Here is a 16,431-nt window from a genome sequence, read left to right on the forward strand (position 1 = left end):
GACGTCAGAGGCCGTTTTTCAGATCGACGATCTCGGTAAGACGGACGCCGAGTTGACCCTTTTGGTCGCCTTCAAGCTCCTCCAGCTCACCTCGGGCGATAAGGCGGTCGCCTACGTAAAGCTCCACTGGATCGTCGACCTTTCGGTCGAGCGCCAGAATCGCGTTTTCACCCAGTTCGAGCAGTTCGCGCACGAGCGGCTTCGCCCGGCCGACGGACACGAGAAGATCGATCGGGACCGATGTGAAGGGGTTCGAGCTGCTGAGTTCTGTATCTGCGTCATCCATTGACCACTTCCTTTTGTTGTTCTTCGAAGAAGCCGGCCGTGGCCTGCTCTATTGTGCCCATGACGGAGCTGAAATCGATGAGCCTTTCGCTGTCATCGAAGCGTAATTCAATCTGGCCATCGCTCAGGCTTTCGTCCGTCACGAGGCGCAGGGGAATCGCGCTGTCCTGCGGGAGGGAGTCTTCCAACAAGGTCGCATCGCCGGAAGAACAGGCGAGTTGCACGTCGATTTGTCCGTGCGCCGCGGCAATATCCTGTAGTTCCGCGGACAGGCGTTCGCCCAAAGTGCTGCGCAGGATCTCCGGCAATACGGACTGAACAAGTTGCTCAATTAGGGGTTTCATCGCCCCCATCACGCTCTTGTGGGCCTCGTGATAGGTGAATCCTAGATCGGCGAGGTTGCGAGAGAGTTCTTCGCCGGACCGGGATGCCTCTTCAGCCTTTGCCTTGGATGCATCTTCCCAGCCCGCGTTATAGCCATTCTCGAAGGCCTGAAGCCGGATCTCCTCGACCTCGCTTTCGCTCATCCCCGTCCCGCCCGGTACGGCACCGGGCATGGAGAAATCGGGGAGGAAGTGTCCGATGCTGCTCATGCTTTTTCCTCCTGATCTTCCATCCAGCTACGCAAAATCTCCACCGTTTCTTCCTGGCGCTCGCCAATCATGGCGCGAAGGCGCGCGACTGGGTCTTGTGGCACGGCGGGTGCCGGCGCCGGGGCGAAGGAACCAAGGTCGGAGGCGGGTGTCTCGATGAAATTCATCTCGGGGATATCCTCGTCAAAGTCGATTTCCCCGGTCATTGCGCCAGCGCCTTCGGCATTGTCATCCATACCGTTCTCCAGAGCGAGAATTCCGTCATCGGCGGAGGGTTTCGCAAAGAGGGGACGCAGAACGAAGAGCCCGAGGATAAGTGCGACGATTGCAAGCACTGCCATCTGGATCAGCGAGGTCAGATCGAGATTGTTCTTTTGCAGGAATGTGGGCTCCACCAAGGTACCCAGGGGGGCGATCGGCTGGAACTCCATCGATTTGATGGTGATCTCGTCCCCGCGGGATTCGTCGAGACCGACTGCGGAGGCCACGAGGTCGCGCAGAGCGCCCAATTCCTGTTCGGAGCGCTCGGTATTGATCGGCTCACCCTCAGGGCTCAGGCTTTCTTCGCCGTTGACCAGCACCGCGACGGTGACACGTTTGATGTCCCCCGGCTGGCGAACAATTTCCCGCTGGGTTTCGGAAACTTCGTAGTTGATCCGCTCGCGCGTCTCGCTGTTCTGCGAGCTGCTGGTGCCGTTGCCACCGGCGGCATCTCCGTCGGGAAGATTCGAGGCCACGGTGACGTCGCCGCCGTTGCTGTCGTTTGCGTTGGTGCTGCGTTCTTCTGTCTCGGTGCTGATGGCGACACGAGAGGATGGATCGAATCGACGTTCCACAATGGATTCCGCCTCGGTCACGGTATCGACGCTGACTTCCACGACCGCATTGCCGAATCCGACGCGCGCTTCGAGAAGGCGCTGAACCCGCTCACGCAGTGCGGCGGCGCGCTCTTCACCGATGGGTGTCGTGGATTGATCGTCCGACGCGCCAATGAGATTTCCGGCGGCGTCGATGACGGCGACATTCTCGGGCCGCAAGCCTGCGACTGCGGAGGATATGAGATAGCTGAGCGCCTTGGCCTGCGACGGGGAAACCGTGCCGTTGGACGGCACCACGGTCACCGAGGCAGAGGCTTGGATGTCGCGTTGAAACGGATTGCTTGAGGAATTGGCGATATGAACCCGCGCCGAACGGATATGCGCGCTTGCCATGATTGTTCGCGCCAATTCACCTTCTTTCGCACGAAGGTAGGCCGCGTCGAACATCTGTGATGTCGTTGAAAAGCCTGACAAGTTGTCGAGAAGCTCGTACCCCTTGGAGGTCGACGCGGGCAAGCCTTGGCTCGCCAATGTCATGCGTAGCCCATCGCGTTGGGCGGAGTCGACGAAGATCGAATCGCCCCGCACCTCATAGGCGACCCCGCCTTGCTCCAACGCCGCGACGACTTCGCCTGCGACGCTGCTTTCGAGGCCTGCGTATAGGAGGGACATCGTCGGCGTTCCCGCCATGCGGGTCAGGCCCAATACAGCTGCAAACATTGCTACTGCAGCGATCACCGCGATGATTCGGCGTTGTGCCCCGATCCGTGACCAGACTTCTGTTAACTGCTGCAACACTCGCCTCCATTGCCGACATTCTGCGCGGCTCTTGGCGATATTTCGGTGATCAGGCTTAACAATCGGTTAGTCGTCTCGGGATTATAGCAATGCCTGTTAGCTGTCAGGAGGCGCTATGGCGGACGAAGAGCCGAATACACAGGAAGTACCGAAGAAATCTTCGAAACTTCCCTTGATCATCGGGCTGGTGCTTGGCCTCGCGGGGGGCGGCGGAGGATTCTTCGCGGCCTATGCGGGACTGATTCCCGGCCTTTCCGAAGAAGAACACGCAACGCCCCAGGAGGTTCATGAAACGGAAACCGAATTGGAATCCGTGACCGGTCTGGCATTTGTTCCGGTCGACCCAATGGTGGTTTCCATCGGTGGACTGGGATCTGACACGCATCTGCGGTTTCGGGCCCAACTCGAAGTTCCCGCTTCCTATGAGAGCGACGTCACGACCCTCATGCCGCGAATCGTCGATGTGCTGAACAATTACCTTCGCGCACTCGAACTGGCGGATCTGGAAAGCAACGCGGCGCTTGTGCGGCTGCGCTCCCAGATGTTGAGGCGAGTCAAAGTCGTGGCCGGGGAGGATCGCGTTCGTGACCTTCTCGTCATGGAATTTGTGATGAATTGAGGGCGAGAAAATGAACTTGATAGCTGATGTACTTCTCGTGGGTGGGGCCCTTGGCGCAGGGATCTACTGCTTTGTTCTTGCACGCAGATTGTCCCGCTTTAACGATCTGGAAAATGGCGTAGGCGGCGCGGTCGCCGTACTCTCTGCCCAGGTCGATGATTTGACCAAGACGTTGACCGCCGCGCAATCGGTGGCGAATTCCTCCTCAGGGACGCTACAGGAACTCACCGAACGTGCCGACGGCGTGGCCCAGCGGCTGGAACTGATGGTAGCCTCGATGCACGACCTTCCAGCGACTCAGGAGGCAGCACCTAAACCACAGGCGCCTCCGGAAGCGCCAGCCGCTCCAGCGGCGGGTGATGCGGGCACCGCGAACGAAACAGAAGCCCCGGTCTTCTTTCGGCGTTCGGGGAGCTGAGCCATGGCAAAACCAAAAACAAATCCCAAAAAGCCAGTTCGCAAAGCCAGACGTCGCCGCGGGCGTGGAGCTTTGATGACCCTAGCCGTCATGCTGATCGGGTCGGCCGTTCTTCGGTTGGGCGGGGAGACAGGTCAGGCAATCGCTCTTGAGTTTACGAAGGAGCCGGCTCAACCCGAAGCCCCGATCGCTCTTGCTGAATGCGAACCTGCAGCAGATGTGGCCATTGTACTCGAAGCGCTTCAGGCCCGTGAAGAGCAGGTCGCGCTGAGGGAATCGCAAGTCGCGGCCCGTTTGCAAAAGCTTTCAGAGGCCAAGGCCGAAATCGAGGCCAAGCTTGCCTCCCTCACGCAGGCCGAAGCGCGTCTGGCGGAAACCATCACCAAGGCCGAATCGGCATCCGAGGGCGACATCGCGCAACTGACAGCGGTTTATGAGAACATGAAGTCCAAGGATGCGGCAGCGCTCTTTGAGACGATGTCACCTGACTTTGCCGCAGGTTTTCTCGCTCGGATGAAACCAGAATCGGCAGCCGGTATCATGGCGGGGCTCAGTTCCGAGGCGGCTTACTCCGTGAGTGTGGTTCTTGCGGGAAGAAACGCGAATGTTCCGAAGCAATGAGGTGTTGAAACAACCTTTGTTAACCGTGCGGTGCCACAGTGCCCTTGGTTTTGAAGGAGCAGTGAAATGATCGGTATAGTCGGTATCGTGGTGATCTTCGTCATGGTTTTCGGCGGGTATCTTGCCGCTGGCGGGAAGATGGGGATCATCCTCAAGTCATTGCCCTTTGAGATGACCATGATCGGTGGCGCAGCTGTTGGCGCCTTCCTCATCAGCAACGATATGCCCGCAGTGAAGCACACGGTCAAAGATATAGGCAAGGTATTCAAGGGGCCGAAGTGGAAGATGGATGATTACAAGGATCTCCTCTGCCTCCTCTTCGAATTGCTGCGCCTTGCGCGTCAAAACGCAGTCGCGGTCGAGGAACATATCGAGGCTCCCGACGAATCTGCGGTGTTTGCAAAGTACCCAAAGATACTTGCAGACAAAGAAGCGGTCGCGCTGATTTGCGATACGATGCGTTCGGCGTCGATGAACTATGACGATCCGCATCAGGTCGAAGAGGTTCTGGAAAAGCGGATCGAATCCAAACTGCACCATTCCATGCATTCCAGCCATGCGTTGCAAACGATTGCAGACGGGTTGCCAGCGCTTGGTATCGTTGCGGCGGTTCTGGGTGTGATCAAGACGATGGCATCGATCGATCAGCCGCCAGAGGTGTTGGGGAAGTTGATCGGCGGCGCGCTTGTGGGAACGTTCCTGGGCGTGTTTCTTGCCTATGGTCTCGTCGGCCCCTTCGCTTCAAAGGTCAAGGCCGTGATCGAAGAGGATGCCAACTTCTACAGGCTCATCCGCGAAGTCCTGGTTGCGAACCTCCACAACCATTCCACCAATATCTGCATCGAAGTGGGGCGTCAGAATACGCCCGAGCATTTCCGCCCGAGCTTCAGTGATCTCGAGGACGCGTTGAAATCGACGAAACAGGAAGCGGCATGATAAAAAGATGTCTGGTTGGTATATCTCTGCTTTTGCCCGCCATGACGGAGGCTGAGACTGTTCGCGTGCTTTCCGGCGAACACGATGGCTATACCCGCCTTGTTCTGGACCTTCCGCAGCGTATGAACTTTTCTTCGGAACTGGATGGTTCCCGTCTTCGTCTCAACTTCGAGGACGACGACTTGAGTTTTGATACGGGGCGGGTTTTTGCACGGATTCGTCGGGAAAGAATTCATTCTTTTCCCGACCCGGGGCGCGCTGGAAGTCTAGAGGTTGAACTGGGATGCGAATGTGAAGTGTCCCAGTTTTGGCATCTGGACAACTATCTGGTGCTCGATATTTCCGGCAACGGATCGGAACCGAAGCCAGGCGCGCAAACCGTATCGCGCCCCTTCGGCCTTTCGGCACCCGCAGGCGCATCGCTTTCCTTTGGCGAACTCTCTTATGGGTCAACCACCCCGACGGTGATCACAACAGGTCGTATGGAGACGATTGAGGCTCCTGCGGAGGAGCCTGCCCCCCCCGCACCTGCACCGAATCTCCAACGCTCGGATTCTGAATACAAAGGGGATCTCTTGACGCGTCTTGACGACGAGTTGGCGCGCCGTGGCCGAGTTTCGGAGATTGAAAAACAGCTGTTGGAGCAGATCGGCAGAGCGGCGAGCCAAGGCCTTTTGGCGCCGGTCGAGGCGAAACGTCCCGACCCAGTGGTGAAACGCAAGGAAGAGCATACACCGACGACCCCGGAGATGGTGAAATCCCACCCTGCGGCGTCTGCCCAGATTCGTGCCGCCACCTCTGTCGACCAATCCTTGGCGGGTGTGGCCGAAGCGCTCTCGCCTTTGTCGGCTTCTTCGTCCTGCGTCGACGCCGCGGATTTCCATGTCGCATCGTGGATCGACTCAGAAGATTTTGGCGCTGAACTGGCAAAGAACAGGGCCGCACTGATTGACGAACGTGAAGAGCCAGATACTGATGCCGCCCTTGATTACGCCCGGATGTTCATCGCATTTGGATTCGGAGCGGAAGCCGCGCAAGCGCTTGAATTTGCAAATTCAGAGGATCCGGCTGTCACTGTGGCGGCCGATATGGCTCGTATCCTTGAACACGGGGCGAATGCGCGACAGGACATCCTTCCCTATCAGGGGAAATGTGGTGGCGCGCGCAGCCTTTGGTCTCTGTTTTCGCCCGAGTCCGACCTTCCTTTCGGCGTCGTGCCTCGGGAAGAAATCGTGCAGGCCTATTCGGATCTCCCCGTCGCGGTGAAATCCGCTATCTCCCCGGCGCTTACCACCCGCCTAGGCGAGCTTGGAGAACGGGAACTGGCCGAAACCCTTCTGCGCTTCGTGAAGCGGCAAATTGATGAGCCTGAGCCCGCCATGCAACTTGCTGAAGTAAAATTGCGCGGTTTTGACGGCGATGATCACGGCCTTGACGAACTCAAGGATATCGCACGCGCCAATCAGCCGGAATCCCCCGAGGCGATGACAGCGTATATCGAACAGGCTATCGAGCAAGACAAAGAGATCGCTGCCGAGATTGTCGAACTCATTGGCGTCATGTTGGTCGAAAATCGAGGAACGCCGGCGGAAGGTCCACTATCGCGGTCCTTCGTGCTCGCGCTTTCGCATAGCGCTCGTCACGCGGAATCCATCGAGCGGCTCTCCGCGCTTGAGGCCGGGCCAGAGGTCCAGCGCGTTCATGATAAGGTTTATGCGGATCTGACGCGGGAAGCCGCAACCGATAGCTTCCTCATTCACACGCTGCCCATGGGACGAAACGAGCGCAAGAACCTTTCGAGCGGAAACGCGAATGGAATCGCAAAGCGGCTTCTATCTGAGGGGTTTGCGTCGCAGGCACTGGATTTCGTTGGCTTGCCCAATCCGAGCGACTCGGACAAGCGAAGACTGCTGCGGGCGGAAATCTATCTTGCGATGGAAAAGTCCGACATGGCTCTGCTTGAACTCTTCGAACTGAGTGGAGAAGAGGCGGAGGTTCTCCGTGCTCGTGCGTTCAGCGAGGGGGGGCAGCAGGACGCAGCTATTCCCCCTGAGAGTAGTGTTGAAAGCCTTCTGGTCGCGCAAACCGACCAGCCAGAACAGTCTGCTCGCCCGTCCGCGCCGCTCGCAGACAGTCGCGAACTGCTATCCAACAGCATGGAAGTGCGCGAGCGGGTCGATGCGCTGATCGCAGGAGAGTAAATGACCCCGGCACAGACCGGCGGTCATGTCTCGTAAACCATTTTTCACTATCCCGGTTAAGACGTAGCAGAATGCACGATAGAGCCGGATGACACCGCATCATGACATCGTCCCCAAAGGGGATACCCCAGAGCCGAACGCCGATTGTGCCGCTTTCCTTTTCGGGGGAAGGGCGCGGATCGAAGGCGCGGCGACGCGCCGGGTTGAGCTTCCTCCCCTTCGCTTTACGCTGATCGGGGAAGAAGACTGATGCGAAACTTCTCTGTCGCCGCAATTTTTCAGCCGACCGTCCTCATGGCTGTCGCGCTTATGGCGATCATCGTCATGATGATCTTGCCGATGCCGCCTATCGTTCTGGATATCGGCCTTGCCGCCTCTTTCGCCCTGGCGATTCTCATCTTTACCGTCACACTGTTCATTGAACGCCCGCTGGATTTCTCGTCCTTTCCGACGATCCTTCTCGCGTCCCTGATGTTGCGGCTTTCGCTCAACGTATCCTCTACAAAGCTGATCATCGGGCAGGGCCATACGGGCACCAGCGCGGCGGGCGAGGTGATCGAAGGCTTTGCCAATTTCATCATGGGCGGCAGCGTCTTTCTGGGGTTGGTGGTCTTTTGCGTCCTGCTCATTGTGAATTTCATGGTGATCACCAAGGGTGCGGCTCGTATGGCCGAAGTCGGAGCGCGTTTCGCACTCGACGGGATGCCCGGCAAGCAGTTGGCAATCGACGCTGACGTCTCTGCCGGATCAATCGATCATACCGAGGCCAAGGCCAGACGAGAGCGCGAACAGGCTGAAACGACGTTCTTCGGATCTCTTGATGGCGCGTCGAAGTTCGTAAAAGGCGATGCCGTCGCGGGCTTGTTGATTACCCTCTTGAACCTCATCATGGGGCTCGTGATGGGCATCGTCGTGCACGGGATGCCAGTGGGTCAGGCCTTTGAGACCTATGCAATCCTCACCGTCGGCGACGGTCTTGTTACCCAGATACCCGCGGTCATCATTTCCATCGCCTCCGCGCTTCTCCTCGCCCGGGGCGGGGCATCTGGTGCGGCCGACATTGCCGTTCTGGCACAGCTCGGAAAATATCCGCCGGCGCTCTATACCGTGGGTCTGCTGCTCTTTCTCTTTGCATTGGTGCCGGGCCTTCCGTTCATCCCCTTCGTGGTGGGTGCGCTCGTTTTGGGGATGACTGGTGTGTATCTTTCCAGACGACGCCAAGCTGAGCAGGATGCAGTGGATCTGGCCCCTGATGAGCCGTCCGAGCCGCGCGCGCGCCCGATGGGTGACACTCTCGATCTCGATGAGATCCACGTCGAGTTTGCGCCTGATCTGGTGAATATGGTTCTCGACCCGGGGACCGGGCTCGATGCGCGCATCGCCAACATGCGTAATCACGTGGCGACAGTGTTCGGCATCGTCCTGCCAGAGATGCGTTTGACGGATGACCCATCCTTGCCAAAAGGGACCTATGTAATCCGCATTCACGGTGTTGAGCAGGCACGTGATGTTCTTCATCCAAGCAGGGTCCTTGCGCTGACCGCTGATGGTACGGCGGGGCTTCCGGCCGGCGAAGACGTCAAGGAGCCGGTTTATGGGGCCTCGGCCCGCTGGATTGACGAGGACGATCAAGATACGGCGGCGCTCACGGGGTCGACCATCGTCGCGCCAACAGAAGTCTTGGCCACTCACCTTCTGGAGACGCTCAAGCGCAACTTCTCGCGTCTCTTCACGCTGAAATCGCTCCGGCGCCTTCTGGATGAGATGGTCAACCTCACGGATGCCGGCAGAGCCGAAGCCAACCGCCGTTTGCTTGATGAACTGGTACCCGACAAGGTACCGCTGGATGTGCTTCACGGTGTGCTGCGACTCTTGCTCGAAGAGCAGGTTTCTATCCGAAACCTCCCTGTGATCCTGGAGGCCATCGCAGAAGCGCGGCTTGTCAACATGAGCACGGAGGCGATCTGCGAACACGTACGTCATCGCCTGGGGTTCCAATTGGTAGCAGAGATGAAAAGGCCGGATGGCTCCATTCCGTTGGTGCAACTGGCCCCCGAGTGGGAAGATATCTTCTCGCGCTATCAGGTAGAAGGGGATCGTGGCGGTTTTGACGTCGCTCTCCCGCCCGAAGCGTTCAACCAACTGGCCAACAACCTCGCCGAGAAGGTGGGAGATGCCAACGAAAAGGGCATTTATGCGGCAGTGATTACATCAACGCGTCGCAGACGTTTCCTGCGCACGGTGATGAGCGCCAAGGGGTTGCTGAACCCGGTCCTCTCCTTCGAGGAGATCGGATTGGAGGCACGCCCCGCTCTTGTAGGGGTAGTCTCCGCGTGATCGAAGAGCTTACGAGCGCCACAGATCTGCTCGAAGGCTTTCTCGCGGTCGGGATGGTGGTTTTCTTTCGGATCGGCGCCATACTTGCGACCTTGCCAGCCTTCGGGGAACGTGCAGTTCCCGTTCAGGTCAGGTTGATTGTCGCGCTATCCTTCACGCTTATTGTCGCGCCGATTGTGACTCCGGGTTGGGACATCGCCTTTGAAACGCCAATGCAGATGCTGGGTTATCTGATCCCCGAGACCATTGTCGGATTGGTCATGGGGCTGATGCTGCGGCTCTTTGTTCTCGCACTGTCCGTGGCCGGGTCCATCGCGGCGCAGTCGACCTCGCTCTCACAGATTCTTGGCGGTGCCGCGCTGGAGCCGATGCCAGCTATCGGGCACCTCCTCGTCGTTTCAGGGCTCGCACTCGCGGTTCTCTTCGGACTGCATACCCGGATCACTGAATGGATGGTTCTGTCTTACGATCTCTTTCCGCCGGGCCGTCTTCCCGATGCCAATCTTATCTCTGAATGGGGGGTTCAGCGCATTTCGCGGGCCTTTTCGCTGGCGTTCATGCTTGCGGCACCATTCGTGATCGCGTCGTTGGTCTATAATCTGGCGCTTGGGGTTATCAACAAGGCGATGCCGCAACTCATGGTGTCCTTCGTGGGCGCACCGGTGGTGACGGCAGGTGGCCTTTTCATTCTGTTTCTTGCCTCCCCGATCATGCTTGAGGTCTGGCTGACGGCGCTTAACGGGTTCATCGCCAATCCTTTTGGGGCGCAGCCATGAGCGGGGGCGACGACGACAGTGAAAAGAACCTAGACCCAACCCCGAAGAAACTCGAGGATGCCCGGAAGAAGGGTGAAATCGCCAAATCCGCCGATGTATCAACAGCGGCAGTTTACCTGGCCTTTACGGTGGTCGGGGCCGCTTTTGGCGCTGCGTCGATCGACCGGTTCGGTACGGCGTTGTCGAGCTTGATTGATCGGGCGCCCGAGCTTTCCAAGGTCATCTTCGAAGAGCCGGGCCGCCCGATTTTCGGAAGCTTGATATCCGAAATCATCCCACCTCTGCTGGTGTGGTTCTTACTCCCGGCGTTGGCTGCACTCCTCGCGGTGATCGCGCAGCGGGCCTTTGTCGTCGCGCCCTCCAAGCTGGAACCAAAACTGAGCAAGATATCTCCGATCCAAGGCGCGAAAAACAAATTCGGGCGGAACGGTCTTTTTGAGTTTGCGAAGAGCTTCGCCAAGCTGACGATATACTCGGTCGTGCTCGGCATCTTTCTCCGGGGGCGTTTCGACTCGCTTCTCCTCGCGATTCATACTTCGCCCGGCAGTATTGGCGCGCTGATGCTGTCGCTGTGTCTCGATTTCATGCTGGTCGTGATCGTTATCGCCACCACTATCGCCGCGGTGGACTACGCCTGGCAGCACTTCGAGCATATTCGCAAGAATCGTATGTCTCGCAAGGACATGATGGATGAGATGAAGCAGTCCGAAGGCGATCCGCACATGAAACAGCAGCGGCGTCAGCGGGGTCATGAAATCGCGATGCGACAGGTCCTGAAGGACGTTCCGGAGGCCGATGTGGTGATCGTGAACCCGACGCACTACGCTGTGGCGCTCAAATGGAGCCGCAAGAAGGGCGAGGCGCCGGCGTGCATCGCCAAGGGCGTCGATGAGATCGCCGCGAGGATCCGGGAGATTGCTCAGGAAAACGCGATACCGATCCATTCAGATCCACCGACGGCCCGCGCACTCTATGCGACCGTTCAGATCGGACAGGAAATTGCAGAAGAACACTACCAAGCCGTCGCAGCGGCAATCCGTTTCGCGGAAAAGATGCGCAGGAAGGTTAAGGGACAGCCATGGATGAAGAAACCGAGCAGATGAAGGCACTTGCTGAGTTGACGGATGTGGCGTTTCAGAGAGCGTCTGCGCCGCTGGTCGAATTCGCGCGCCGGGAGGCAGAGTTGCGGGCGGCGCTTGCGGCGCTCACGCCCAGCTCGGCATGGCTGGGGGCGGAGGACGTGCCCGAAGATGCCAAGACCATGGCGCGTCAAACAGGTGCGGATTTCATGTGGGACAGGTGGGCCGCGCGAAAGAAGTCGGAGCTCAATATGGCTCTGGCGCGTGTGCTGGCTGAGAAAGCGTCGGTCGAGGCCCGCGCGCGGCGGGCCTTTGGCCGTGATCAGGTCGTCCGCCAGATCGTCGAAGATCTGGCGAAGAAGAGCTGAGGATCAGATGTCTTGCCGGATGATGTCGAGGATCAGCACATCTGAAGCGACGCCGGGCAAAAGCCGTTTGGCCTGCGTGATGAGCATTGCGCGAAGCGGTTCCAAGGTCGATGCAGCAGTGAAGTTACCCTTGAAGCCACCCATGTTGGCATAGTCGAACATGATCTGAAGGAACTTGTCGCGGAGTTTGGGCTCGCGGGCGTAGATTTCCTCTGACATGCCTTCGGGCACTTCGATGCTGAGCGTCATCACCACCATTGACGTGACCTTGTCGTTCAGGACGACAGGCACGATGAACTGGTTGGACATTTCAGCATATTCGACGCCCTGAGGCGCTTCTTCGGGTTCGGTCGCAACCGCTTCGTGCACCTCGTCAGGAAATTCAGGCGACTCACATGGATTTTCAGCCACCACCGGTTCATGTGACGGCTTGAGCATGATTCCGGCGCCCACGCCGGACCCGATGCCGATGATTGCGAGAAGAATTGGCAGGAGCTTTTTCATGGGGCGCTCCTAGAAGGGCAGCACGCGGTCAAGCACTTGCTGACCATAGCGTGGTTGTTGAACGTCGGTGATCTGGCCGCGGCCGCCATAAGAAATACGGGCCGAGGCAATCTTGTCGTAGGTGATTTCATTACGGCGCGAAATATCCTCGGGGCGAACATACCCGGTCACCAGAAGTTCGCGCAGCTCGAAGTTCACGCGCACTTCCTGACTTGCGGAGATCGCGAAGACCCCGTTTGGCAAAATGTCGACGATCGTGGCCGCCACGCGCAGCTCAAGCTTCTCGTTGCGACGGACGGAACCGTCTCCGTCAGCGGAACTGCTGGAATCGATCGATACCGCGTCTGCCATTGTTGCCCCTTCGGGGAGCTTCTCGTTCGCACGCTGCGGCAAACCGAACAGTTGGGGAATGCCGAGGCTTTCGGACCCCGTTCGGGATTGCGATGTGGAATTTCTGATTTCAGCGCTCTCGTCGATCTCGATGACCACTGTCATGATATCGCCCTGCTTCACGGCGCGACGTTCGCCCAGAAGTGATGCGCGGGACGTATCCCAGAGCGATGCGCGGTCGCTGTTGCGCAGCGCTGTGCTCACCTCGGGGGCGCCGGCGTGCATCATGGCGAGATGCTCCGGGCTTTCGGCGGGTGCTGTAAAGCTTGGGGCCTTGCCGAGGTGGTCCATGCGTCCGCAGGCTGCGGTGGCGCAGCAAAGGGCGAGGGCGATGTATTTGGATTTTTTCACGAAACTACCTCTGGATCTCGACCGTGCCATCGGGCTGGACGATGCCTGTCACGGTGCTGCGGGATGACAGGTTCATGACCCGAACCACGTCGCCGACACCGCCTTGAGAGAGCGCGCGGCCCTCAGTTGAAATGCGCAGGCCGCCGCCGCGATAATTGAGCGTCAGAACATCATTCCGCTCGATTATGGTGGGGGGACCAAAGTCGCCCGGCCGCACGGGGCGCCCGGCATAGATCGCTACGCGTGTCTCAAGGCCGACGATGTCTCTTGCATCGCTGACCATGCCGGGGATTGCCACGTCTCTCGGTTCGAAATCGCCCGGCCCGACGATCGTGCCGGGGCGGAGGGTGACCGTGGCATATAGCGTGTCGGCCACGGCACCACCCGCCGCGAGGGCGAGAAGAAGAGAGATCGCGACAGCCCGCATCAGCGCACCTGTGTCGTCGCGCTGAGCATCTGGTCCGCGGCGGAAATGACCTTGGAGTTGAGTTCATATCCGCGCTGCGCTTCGATCAGGTCGGTGATTTCCTTGACCGGATCGACGGAGCTGTCCTCAAGATAGCCTTGCCGCAGCGTTCCAAGCCCGTCTTCGCCAGGTTCTCCGACGAGAGCGTCGCCCGATGCCGCTGTCTCACGAAAAAGGTTGGACCCCATCGCTTCGAGACCCTTTGGATTGGTAAAACCCACGAGGTTCAACTGGCCCAGCAGCTGCGCGTCGACCTGATCGGCAAAATACGCATAGACTTCGCCATCGGCATTGATCGAGATGGAATTGGCATCCTCGGGGATGACGATCTCCGGGGCCACGGCAAAGCCATCCGCCGAGACGATCAGGCCGTCGGCGGAGCGCTTGAGAGCGCCATCACGTGTGTAAGCGGCGGTGCCATTCGGCAGGGTGACTTCCAGGTAACCGTTGCCCTCGATCGCAAGATCAAGATCCCCGCCCGTGGCCGAGATCGACCCCTGGGCAAGGTTGATGGAAACGGAGGAGGGACGAACGCCGAGGCCCATCTGAACGCCGGTGGGCAGCACGGTACCATCACTGGCATTGATCGAACCCGGCCGCGTGACCTGTTCGTAATGAAGGTCGGCAAAGTCTGCGCGACGAGCGTTGTAGCCCGTGGTGCTCATGTTGGCGAGGTTGTTGGATATGACCTCGACACGCATTTGTTGGGCGCTCATGCCGGTGGCGGCGATTTTCAGGGCACGCATGGTTCTCTCCCGGTTTATCGGATCATGGATTTGATGGCGGAACGGACCCGCTCATCTTCCTTTTCGATGAATTTCTGGCCCATCTCATAGGCCCGCTGCACTTCGATCATCCGCGCGATCTGTAGGATCGGGTCGACGTTGGATCCCTCGACGAAGCCCTGCACGATGGATGCTCCCTCGGCGGGCTCGAACCCTGCTTCGGCGATGAACAACACGCCGGTTTCCCGCTCCAGCGCGCCGGGATCATTCGGCGCCACAAGCCCGATCTGCGCGATTGGGCGTCCATCGGCAGAGATCGTGCCGTCGGATGCGACGGCAAGATCAGTCGCATTCGGCGGAATGAAGATCGGGGCGCCGCCCGCATCAAGAACGCGGTTCCCGTCTGGTGTGACGAGATCGCCGTTTTCATTCGGAAGGAACGCGCCCGCTCGGGTCAAACGCTCTCCGTTCGGCGTGTCGATCAAGAAGAACGCATCGCCTTCGATCGCGAAGTCGAACTTGCCGCCTGTCTGGCTCAGGGTTCCCTGTTCAAACGACAGCGCCCTTGCGTTGCCATTGGCCATGGAAAGCGAGGGGCCTTCATCACTGGACATGACGTACTCGGAGAAGATCATTCCCTCCTGCCGAAAGCCCGAGGTTCCCACATTTGCGATATTGTTTGCGATGAGGTTCATCTCGCGCAGCAGCCCGGTTTGACGGGTCAGTGTGGCATAGACGGCATTTTCCAATTCAGCCTCCGATTATGGTCGGGACAATCATGTCCTGGAAGAAGGTCACGAGCGTTTGCGTCATGAACCCCATGGTCAGCCAAAAGATCGCCACAATGGCCGCGAGCTTGGGCACGAATGTCAGCGTCATTTCCTGAATCGATGTCAGCGCCTGAAAGAGACCGACCGTCAAACCTGCGACAAGCGCTACGCCGAGGATCGGGATCGAGACAGTGACGGCGACCCAAAGCCCTTGGCGGAGCGTGTCGAAGAAAATCAGCTGATCCATTGATCAGACCGGCATCCGGAGGATTTCCTGATAGGCTTCGACCACCTTGTCGCGAACCGTCACAGCCGTTTCCACGGCGAGTTCGGTCTGGGCGAGGGCGTGGACAAGCGCATGCGGGTCGCCATTGCCCGACATGGTGTTCATCGATTCCTGTTCGCTGGCTTGCAGGGTCGCTGCAAAATCCTGTCCGGCGCGGACGAGAGTTTCGCCGAATCCGGGTGTGTTCGGGTCGGGCTGGGTCGCCGGGCGGATGGATTGGTAATTCCTGGCGGCGGTAAGAGCGGTCATGTCCATTCTGGCAGTTCCTATTTCCGGAGAAGATCCATCAGACCCGACGACATTTGTCGGACCTGGTCGAACATCTTGAGGTTGGCCTCATAGCTTCGCTGGGCCTCCCTGGCGTCCGCGATCTCTATGATGAGATCGACGTTGGAGCCTTGGTAATAGCCGTTGTCGTCGGCCAGCGGGTGAGCCGGGTCGAAGACAGAGGGCAAATCGGAGCGGTCGAGATTGACCCGGCTTGTCTTGACGGCGCCTTCGTCGCCATTGCGTACAGCTTCGAAGGAGATGGATTTGCGGCGATAGCCGGGGGTGTCGGCATTGGCGATGTTTTCGGAGACGTGCTGAAGGCGGGTTGCCTGAGCGCGAAGACCGCTTGCCGATACATTTAGGGCGTTGGAAAAATCACTCATGTTGTCTAACCTCTATCAACCGCGACCCATGGAGGTACGAATGACCCCCATGGCGTGGCGGTAGATCGTCAAGGCGCGATCGTGTTGCTCACGAGCTTCGACGCCCTTGAGCATTTCGAGTTCGATCACGACGTTGTTGCCGTTGGGGGAGTCGGGGGTGTCGTCGGCAGTTATTACGACCGGTCGGGTCGCAGAACCGCTGTCGAGATGTCGCGCGCGGGTTGACCGAGCGACGAAGCCAGAACCGGAGGGACCGCTTTCAAGCGTGAACGGCGCGACTTTGCGCGCCTTGTACTCCGGGGTATCGGCATTCGCGATATTCGACGAGACTACCGATTGCCGGGTTCCGGCGTGGGCGGCCATTGCATTCGCAGAATGGAAAATCTTCAGATTGTCGTACATCGGGGCTTCTCCCTCGATTGGCTTCAACCAAGGCT

At 58.9% G+C, this 16,431-nt stretch carries 22 protein-coding genes; 10 read left to right on the forward strand and 12 right to left on the reverse strand.

All coding sequences use genetic code 11. The features are described 5' to 3' along the window. Positions 1–4: 4 nt before the first annotated feature. From BM234_RS12650 to fliF, 3 genes are read right to left on the reverse strand one after another with little or no spacing between them, the layout of a single operon-like run. Positions 5–286, reverse strand: a complete 282-nt coding sequence (locus BM234_RS12650; RefSeq protein ID WP_092065532.1) for a FliM/FliN family flagellar motor switch protein — start codon at positions 284–286, stop codon at positions 5–7. Continuing rightward, positions 279–878 carry a FliH/SctL family protein gene (locus tag BM234_RS12655; protein ID WP_092065534.1) on the reverse strand — a complete coding sequence of 200 codons (600 nt, stop codon included), beginning with the start codon at positions 876–878 and terminating at the stop codon, positions 279–281. Before BM234_RS12655 ends, BM234_RS12650 begins: the two co-directional genes overlap by 8 nt. Next, positions 875–2,494 (reverse strand): flagellar basal-body MS-ring/collar protein FliF, encoded by a 1,620-nt coding sequence (fliF, locus tag BM234_RS12660; RefSeq protein ID WP_342714711.1) that lies wholly within the window; start codon positions 2,492–2,494, stop codon positions 875–877. The genes BM234_RS12655 and fliF overlap by 4 nt, the downstream gene beginning before the upstream one ends. 115 nt (positions 2,495–2,609) lie before the next feature. Between fliF and BM234_RS12665 the strand changes: the two genes are divergently transcribed. The 10 genes from BM234_RS12665 (at position 2,610) to BM234_RS12705 (ending at position 11,849) form a co-directional block, all read left to right on the forward strand. Next, positions 2,610–3,113, forward strand: coding sequence for a flagellar basal body-associated FliL family protein (locus BM234_RS12665; RefSeq protein ID WP_092065538.1), 504 nt, complete (start codon positions 2,610–2,612; stop codon positions 3,111–3,113). Positions 3,114–3,123: 10 nt separating this feature from the next. Then, positions 3,124–3,531 carry a hypothetical protein gene (locus tag BM234_RS12670; protein WP_245752633.1) on the forward strand — a complete coding sequence of 136 codons (408 nt, stop codon included), beginning with the start codon at positions 3,124–3,126 and terminating at the stop codon, positions 3,529–3,531. 75 nt (positions 3,532–3,606) lie between these two features. After that, positions 3,607–4,152, forward strand: a complete 546-nt coding sequence (locus tag BM234_RS12675) for a MotE family protein (protein WP_245752635.1) — start codon at positions 3,607–3,609, stop codon at positions 4,150–4,152. 66 nt (positions 4,153–4,218) lie between these two features. After that, the gene (motA, locus tag BM234_RS12680) at positions 4,219–5,088 is read left to right on the forward strand and encodes a flagellar motor stator protein MotA (RefSeq protein ID WP_092065542.1); all 870 of its coding nucleotides are present in this window, start codon (positions 4,219–4,221) and stop codon (positions 5,086–5,088) included. Further along, entirely contained in the window at positions 5,085–7,289 is a 2,205-nt protein-coding gene (locus BM234_RS12685; protein ID WP_092065544.1) for a hypothetical protein, read from the forward strand. The genes motA and BM234_RS12685 overlap by 4 nt, the downstream gene beginning before the upstream one ends. Positions 7,290–7,377: 88 nt before the next feature. Next, positions 7,378–7,539: a hypothetical protein gene (locus BM234_RS17500; RefSeq protein ID WP_175501270.1), complete on the forward strand. Its 162-nt coding sequence runs from the start codon at positions 7,378–7,380 to the stop codon at positions 7,537–7,539. Then, positions 7,539–9,626: a flagellar biosynthesis protein FlhA gene (gene flhA, locus BM234_RS12690; RefSeq protein WP_092065546.1), complete on the forward strand. Its 2,088-nt coding sequence runs from the start codon at positions 7,539–7,541 to the stop codon at positions 9,624–9,626. The genes BM234_RS17500 and flhA overlap by 1 nt, the downstream gene beginning before the upstream one ends. After that, positions 9,623–10,402 (forward strand): flagellar biosynthetic protein FliR, encoded by a 780-nt coding sequence (locus BM234_RS12695; RefSeq protein ID WP_425439245.1) that lies wholly within the window; start codon positions 9,623–9,625, stop codon positions 10,400–10,402. The genes flhA and BM234_RS12695 overlap by 4 nt, the downstream gene beginning before the upstream one ends. Then, entirely contained in the window at positions 10,399–11,505 is a 1,107-nt protein-coding gene (gene flhB / locus BM234_RS12700; protein ID WP_092065548.1) for a flagellar type III secretion system protein FlhB, read from the forward strand. Before BM234_RS12695 ends, flhB begins: the two co-directional genes overlap by 4 nt. After that, positions 11,481–11,849 carry a hypothetical protein gene (locus BM234_RS12705; protein ID WP_139226805.1) on the forward strand — a complete coding sequence of 123 codons (369 nt, stop codon included), beginning with the start codon at positions 11,481–11,483 and terminating at the stop codon, positions 11,847–11,849. The genes flhB and BM234_RS12705 overlap by 25 nt, the downstream gene beginning before the upstream one ends. A 3-nt stretch (positions 11,850–11,852) precedes the next feature. Here the strand turns inward: BM234_RS12705 and BM234_RS12710 are convergent, their stop codons facing one another. From BM234_RS12710 to BM234_RS12750, 9 genes are read right to left on the reverse strand one after another with little or no spacing between them, the layout of a single operon-like run. Further along, positions 11,853–12,353, reverse strand: coding sequence for a flagellar basal body-associated FliL family protein (locus BM234_RS12710; RefSeq protein WP_092065552.1), 501 nt, complete (start codon positions 12,351–12,353; stop codon positions 11,853–11,855). A gap of 9 nt (positions 12,354–12,362) precedes the next feature. After that, positions 12,363–13,094 carry a flagellar basal body L-ring protein FlgH gene (flgH, locus tag BM234_RS12715; protein ID WP_281247968.1) on the reverse strand — a complete coding sequence of 244 codons (732 nt, stop codon included), beginning with the start codon at positions 13,092–13,094 and terminating at the stop codon, positions 12,363–12,365. 4 nt (positions 13,095–13,098) lie between these two features. Further along, positions 13,099–13,521, reverse strand: coding sequence for a flagellar basal body P-ring formation chaperone FlgA (gene flgA, locus BM234_RS12720; RefSeq protein ID WP_092065556.1), 423 nt, complete (start codon positions 13,519–13,521; stop codon positions 13,099–13,101). Next, positions 13,521–14,306 (reverse strand): flagellar basal-body rod protein FlgG, encoded by a 786-nt coding sequence (gene flgG, locus BM234_RS12725; protein ID WP_092065558.1) that lies wholly within the window; start codon positions 14,304–14,306, stop codon positions 13,521–13,523. Before flgG ends, flgA begins: the two co-directional genes overlap by 1 nt. 14 nt (positions 14,307–14,320) lie before the next feature. Next, complete coding sequence (locus BM234_RS12730) at positions 14,321–15,034, reverse strand: flagellar hook-basal body complex protein (RefSeq protein WP_092065560.1); 714 nt, start codon at positions 15,032–15,034, stop codon at positions 14,321–14,323. 1 nt (position 15,035) lies between these two features. Then, positions 15,036–15,302, reverse strand: a complete 267-nt coding sequence (locus tag BM234_RS12735) for a flagellar biosynthetic protein FliQ (RefSeq protein ID WP_092065562.1) — start codon at positions 15,300–15,302, stop codon at positions 15,036–15,038. Positions 15,303–15,305: 3 nt separating this feature from the next. After that, positions 15,306–15,596, reverse strand: a complete 291-nt coding sequence (gene fliE / locus BM234_RS12740; protein ID WP_092065564.1) for a flagellar hook-basal body complex protein FliE — start codon at positions 15,594–15,596, stop codon at positions 15,306–15,308. A gap of 11 nt (positions 15,597–15,607) precedes the next feature. After that, positions 15,608–15,994: a flagellar basal body rod protein FlgC gene (flgC, locus tag BM234_RS12745; RefSeq protein ID WP_092065566.1), complete on the reverse strand. Its 387-nt coding sequence runs from the start codon at positions 15,992–15,994 to the stop codon at positions 15,608–15,610. Between the two features lie 15 nt (positions 15,995–16,009). After that, a complete protein-coding gene (locus tag BM234_RS12750; protein WP_092065568.1) occupies positions 16,010–16,396 on the reverse strand; it encodes a FlgB family protein in 387 nt (128 codons plus the stop codon). Between the last annotated feature and the right edge of the window lie 35 nt (positions 16,397–16,431).

Origin of the sequence: Poseidonocella pacifica (genome assembly GCF_900111875.1) — a bacterium.
GTDB classification, from domain to species: Bacteria; Pseudomonadota; Alphaproteobacteria; order Rhodobacterales; family Rhodobacteraceae; genus Poseidonocella; species Poseidonocella pacifica.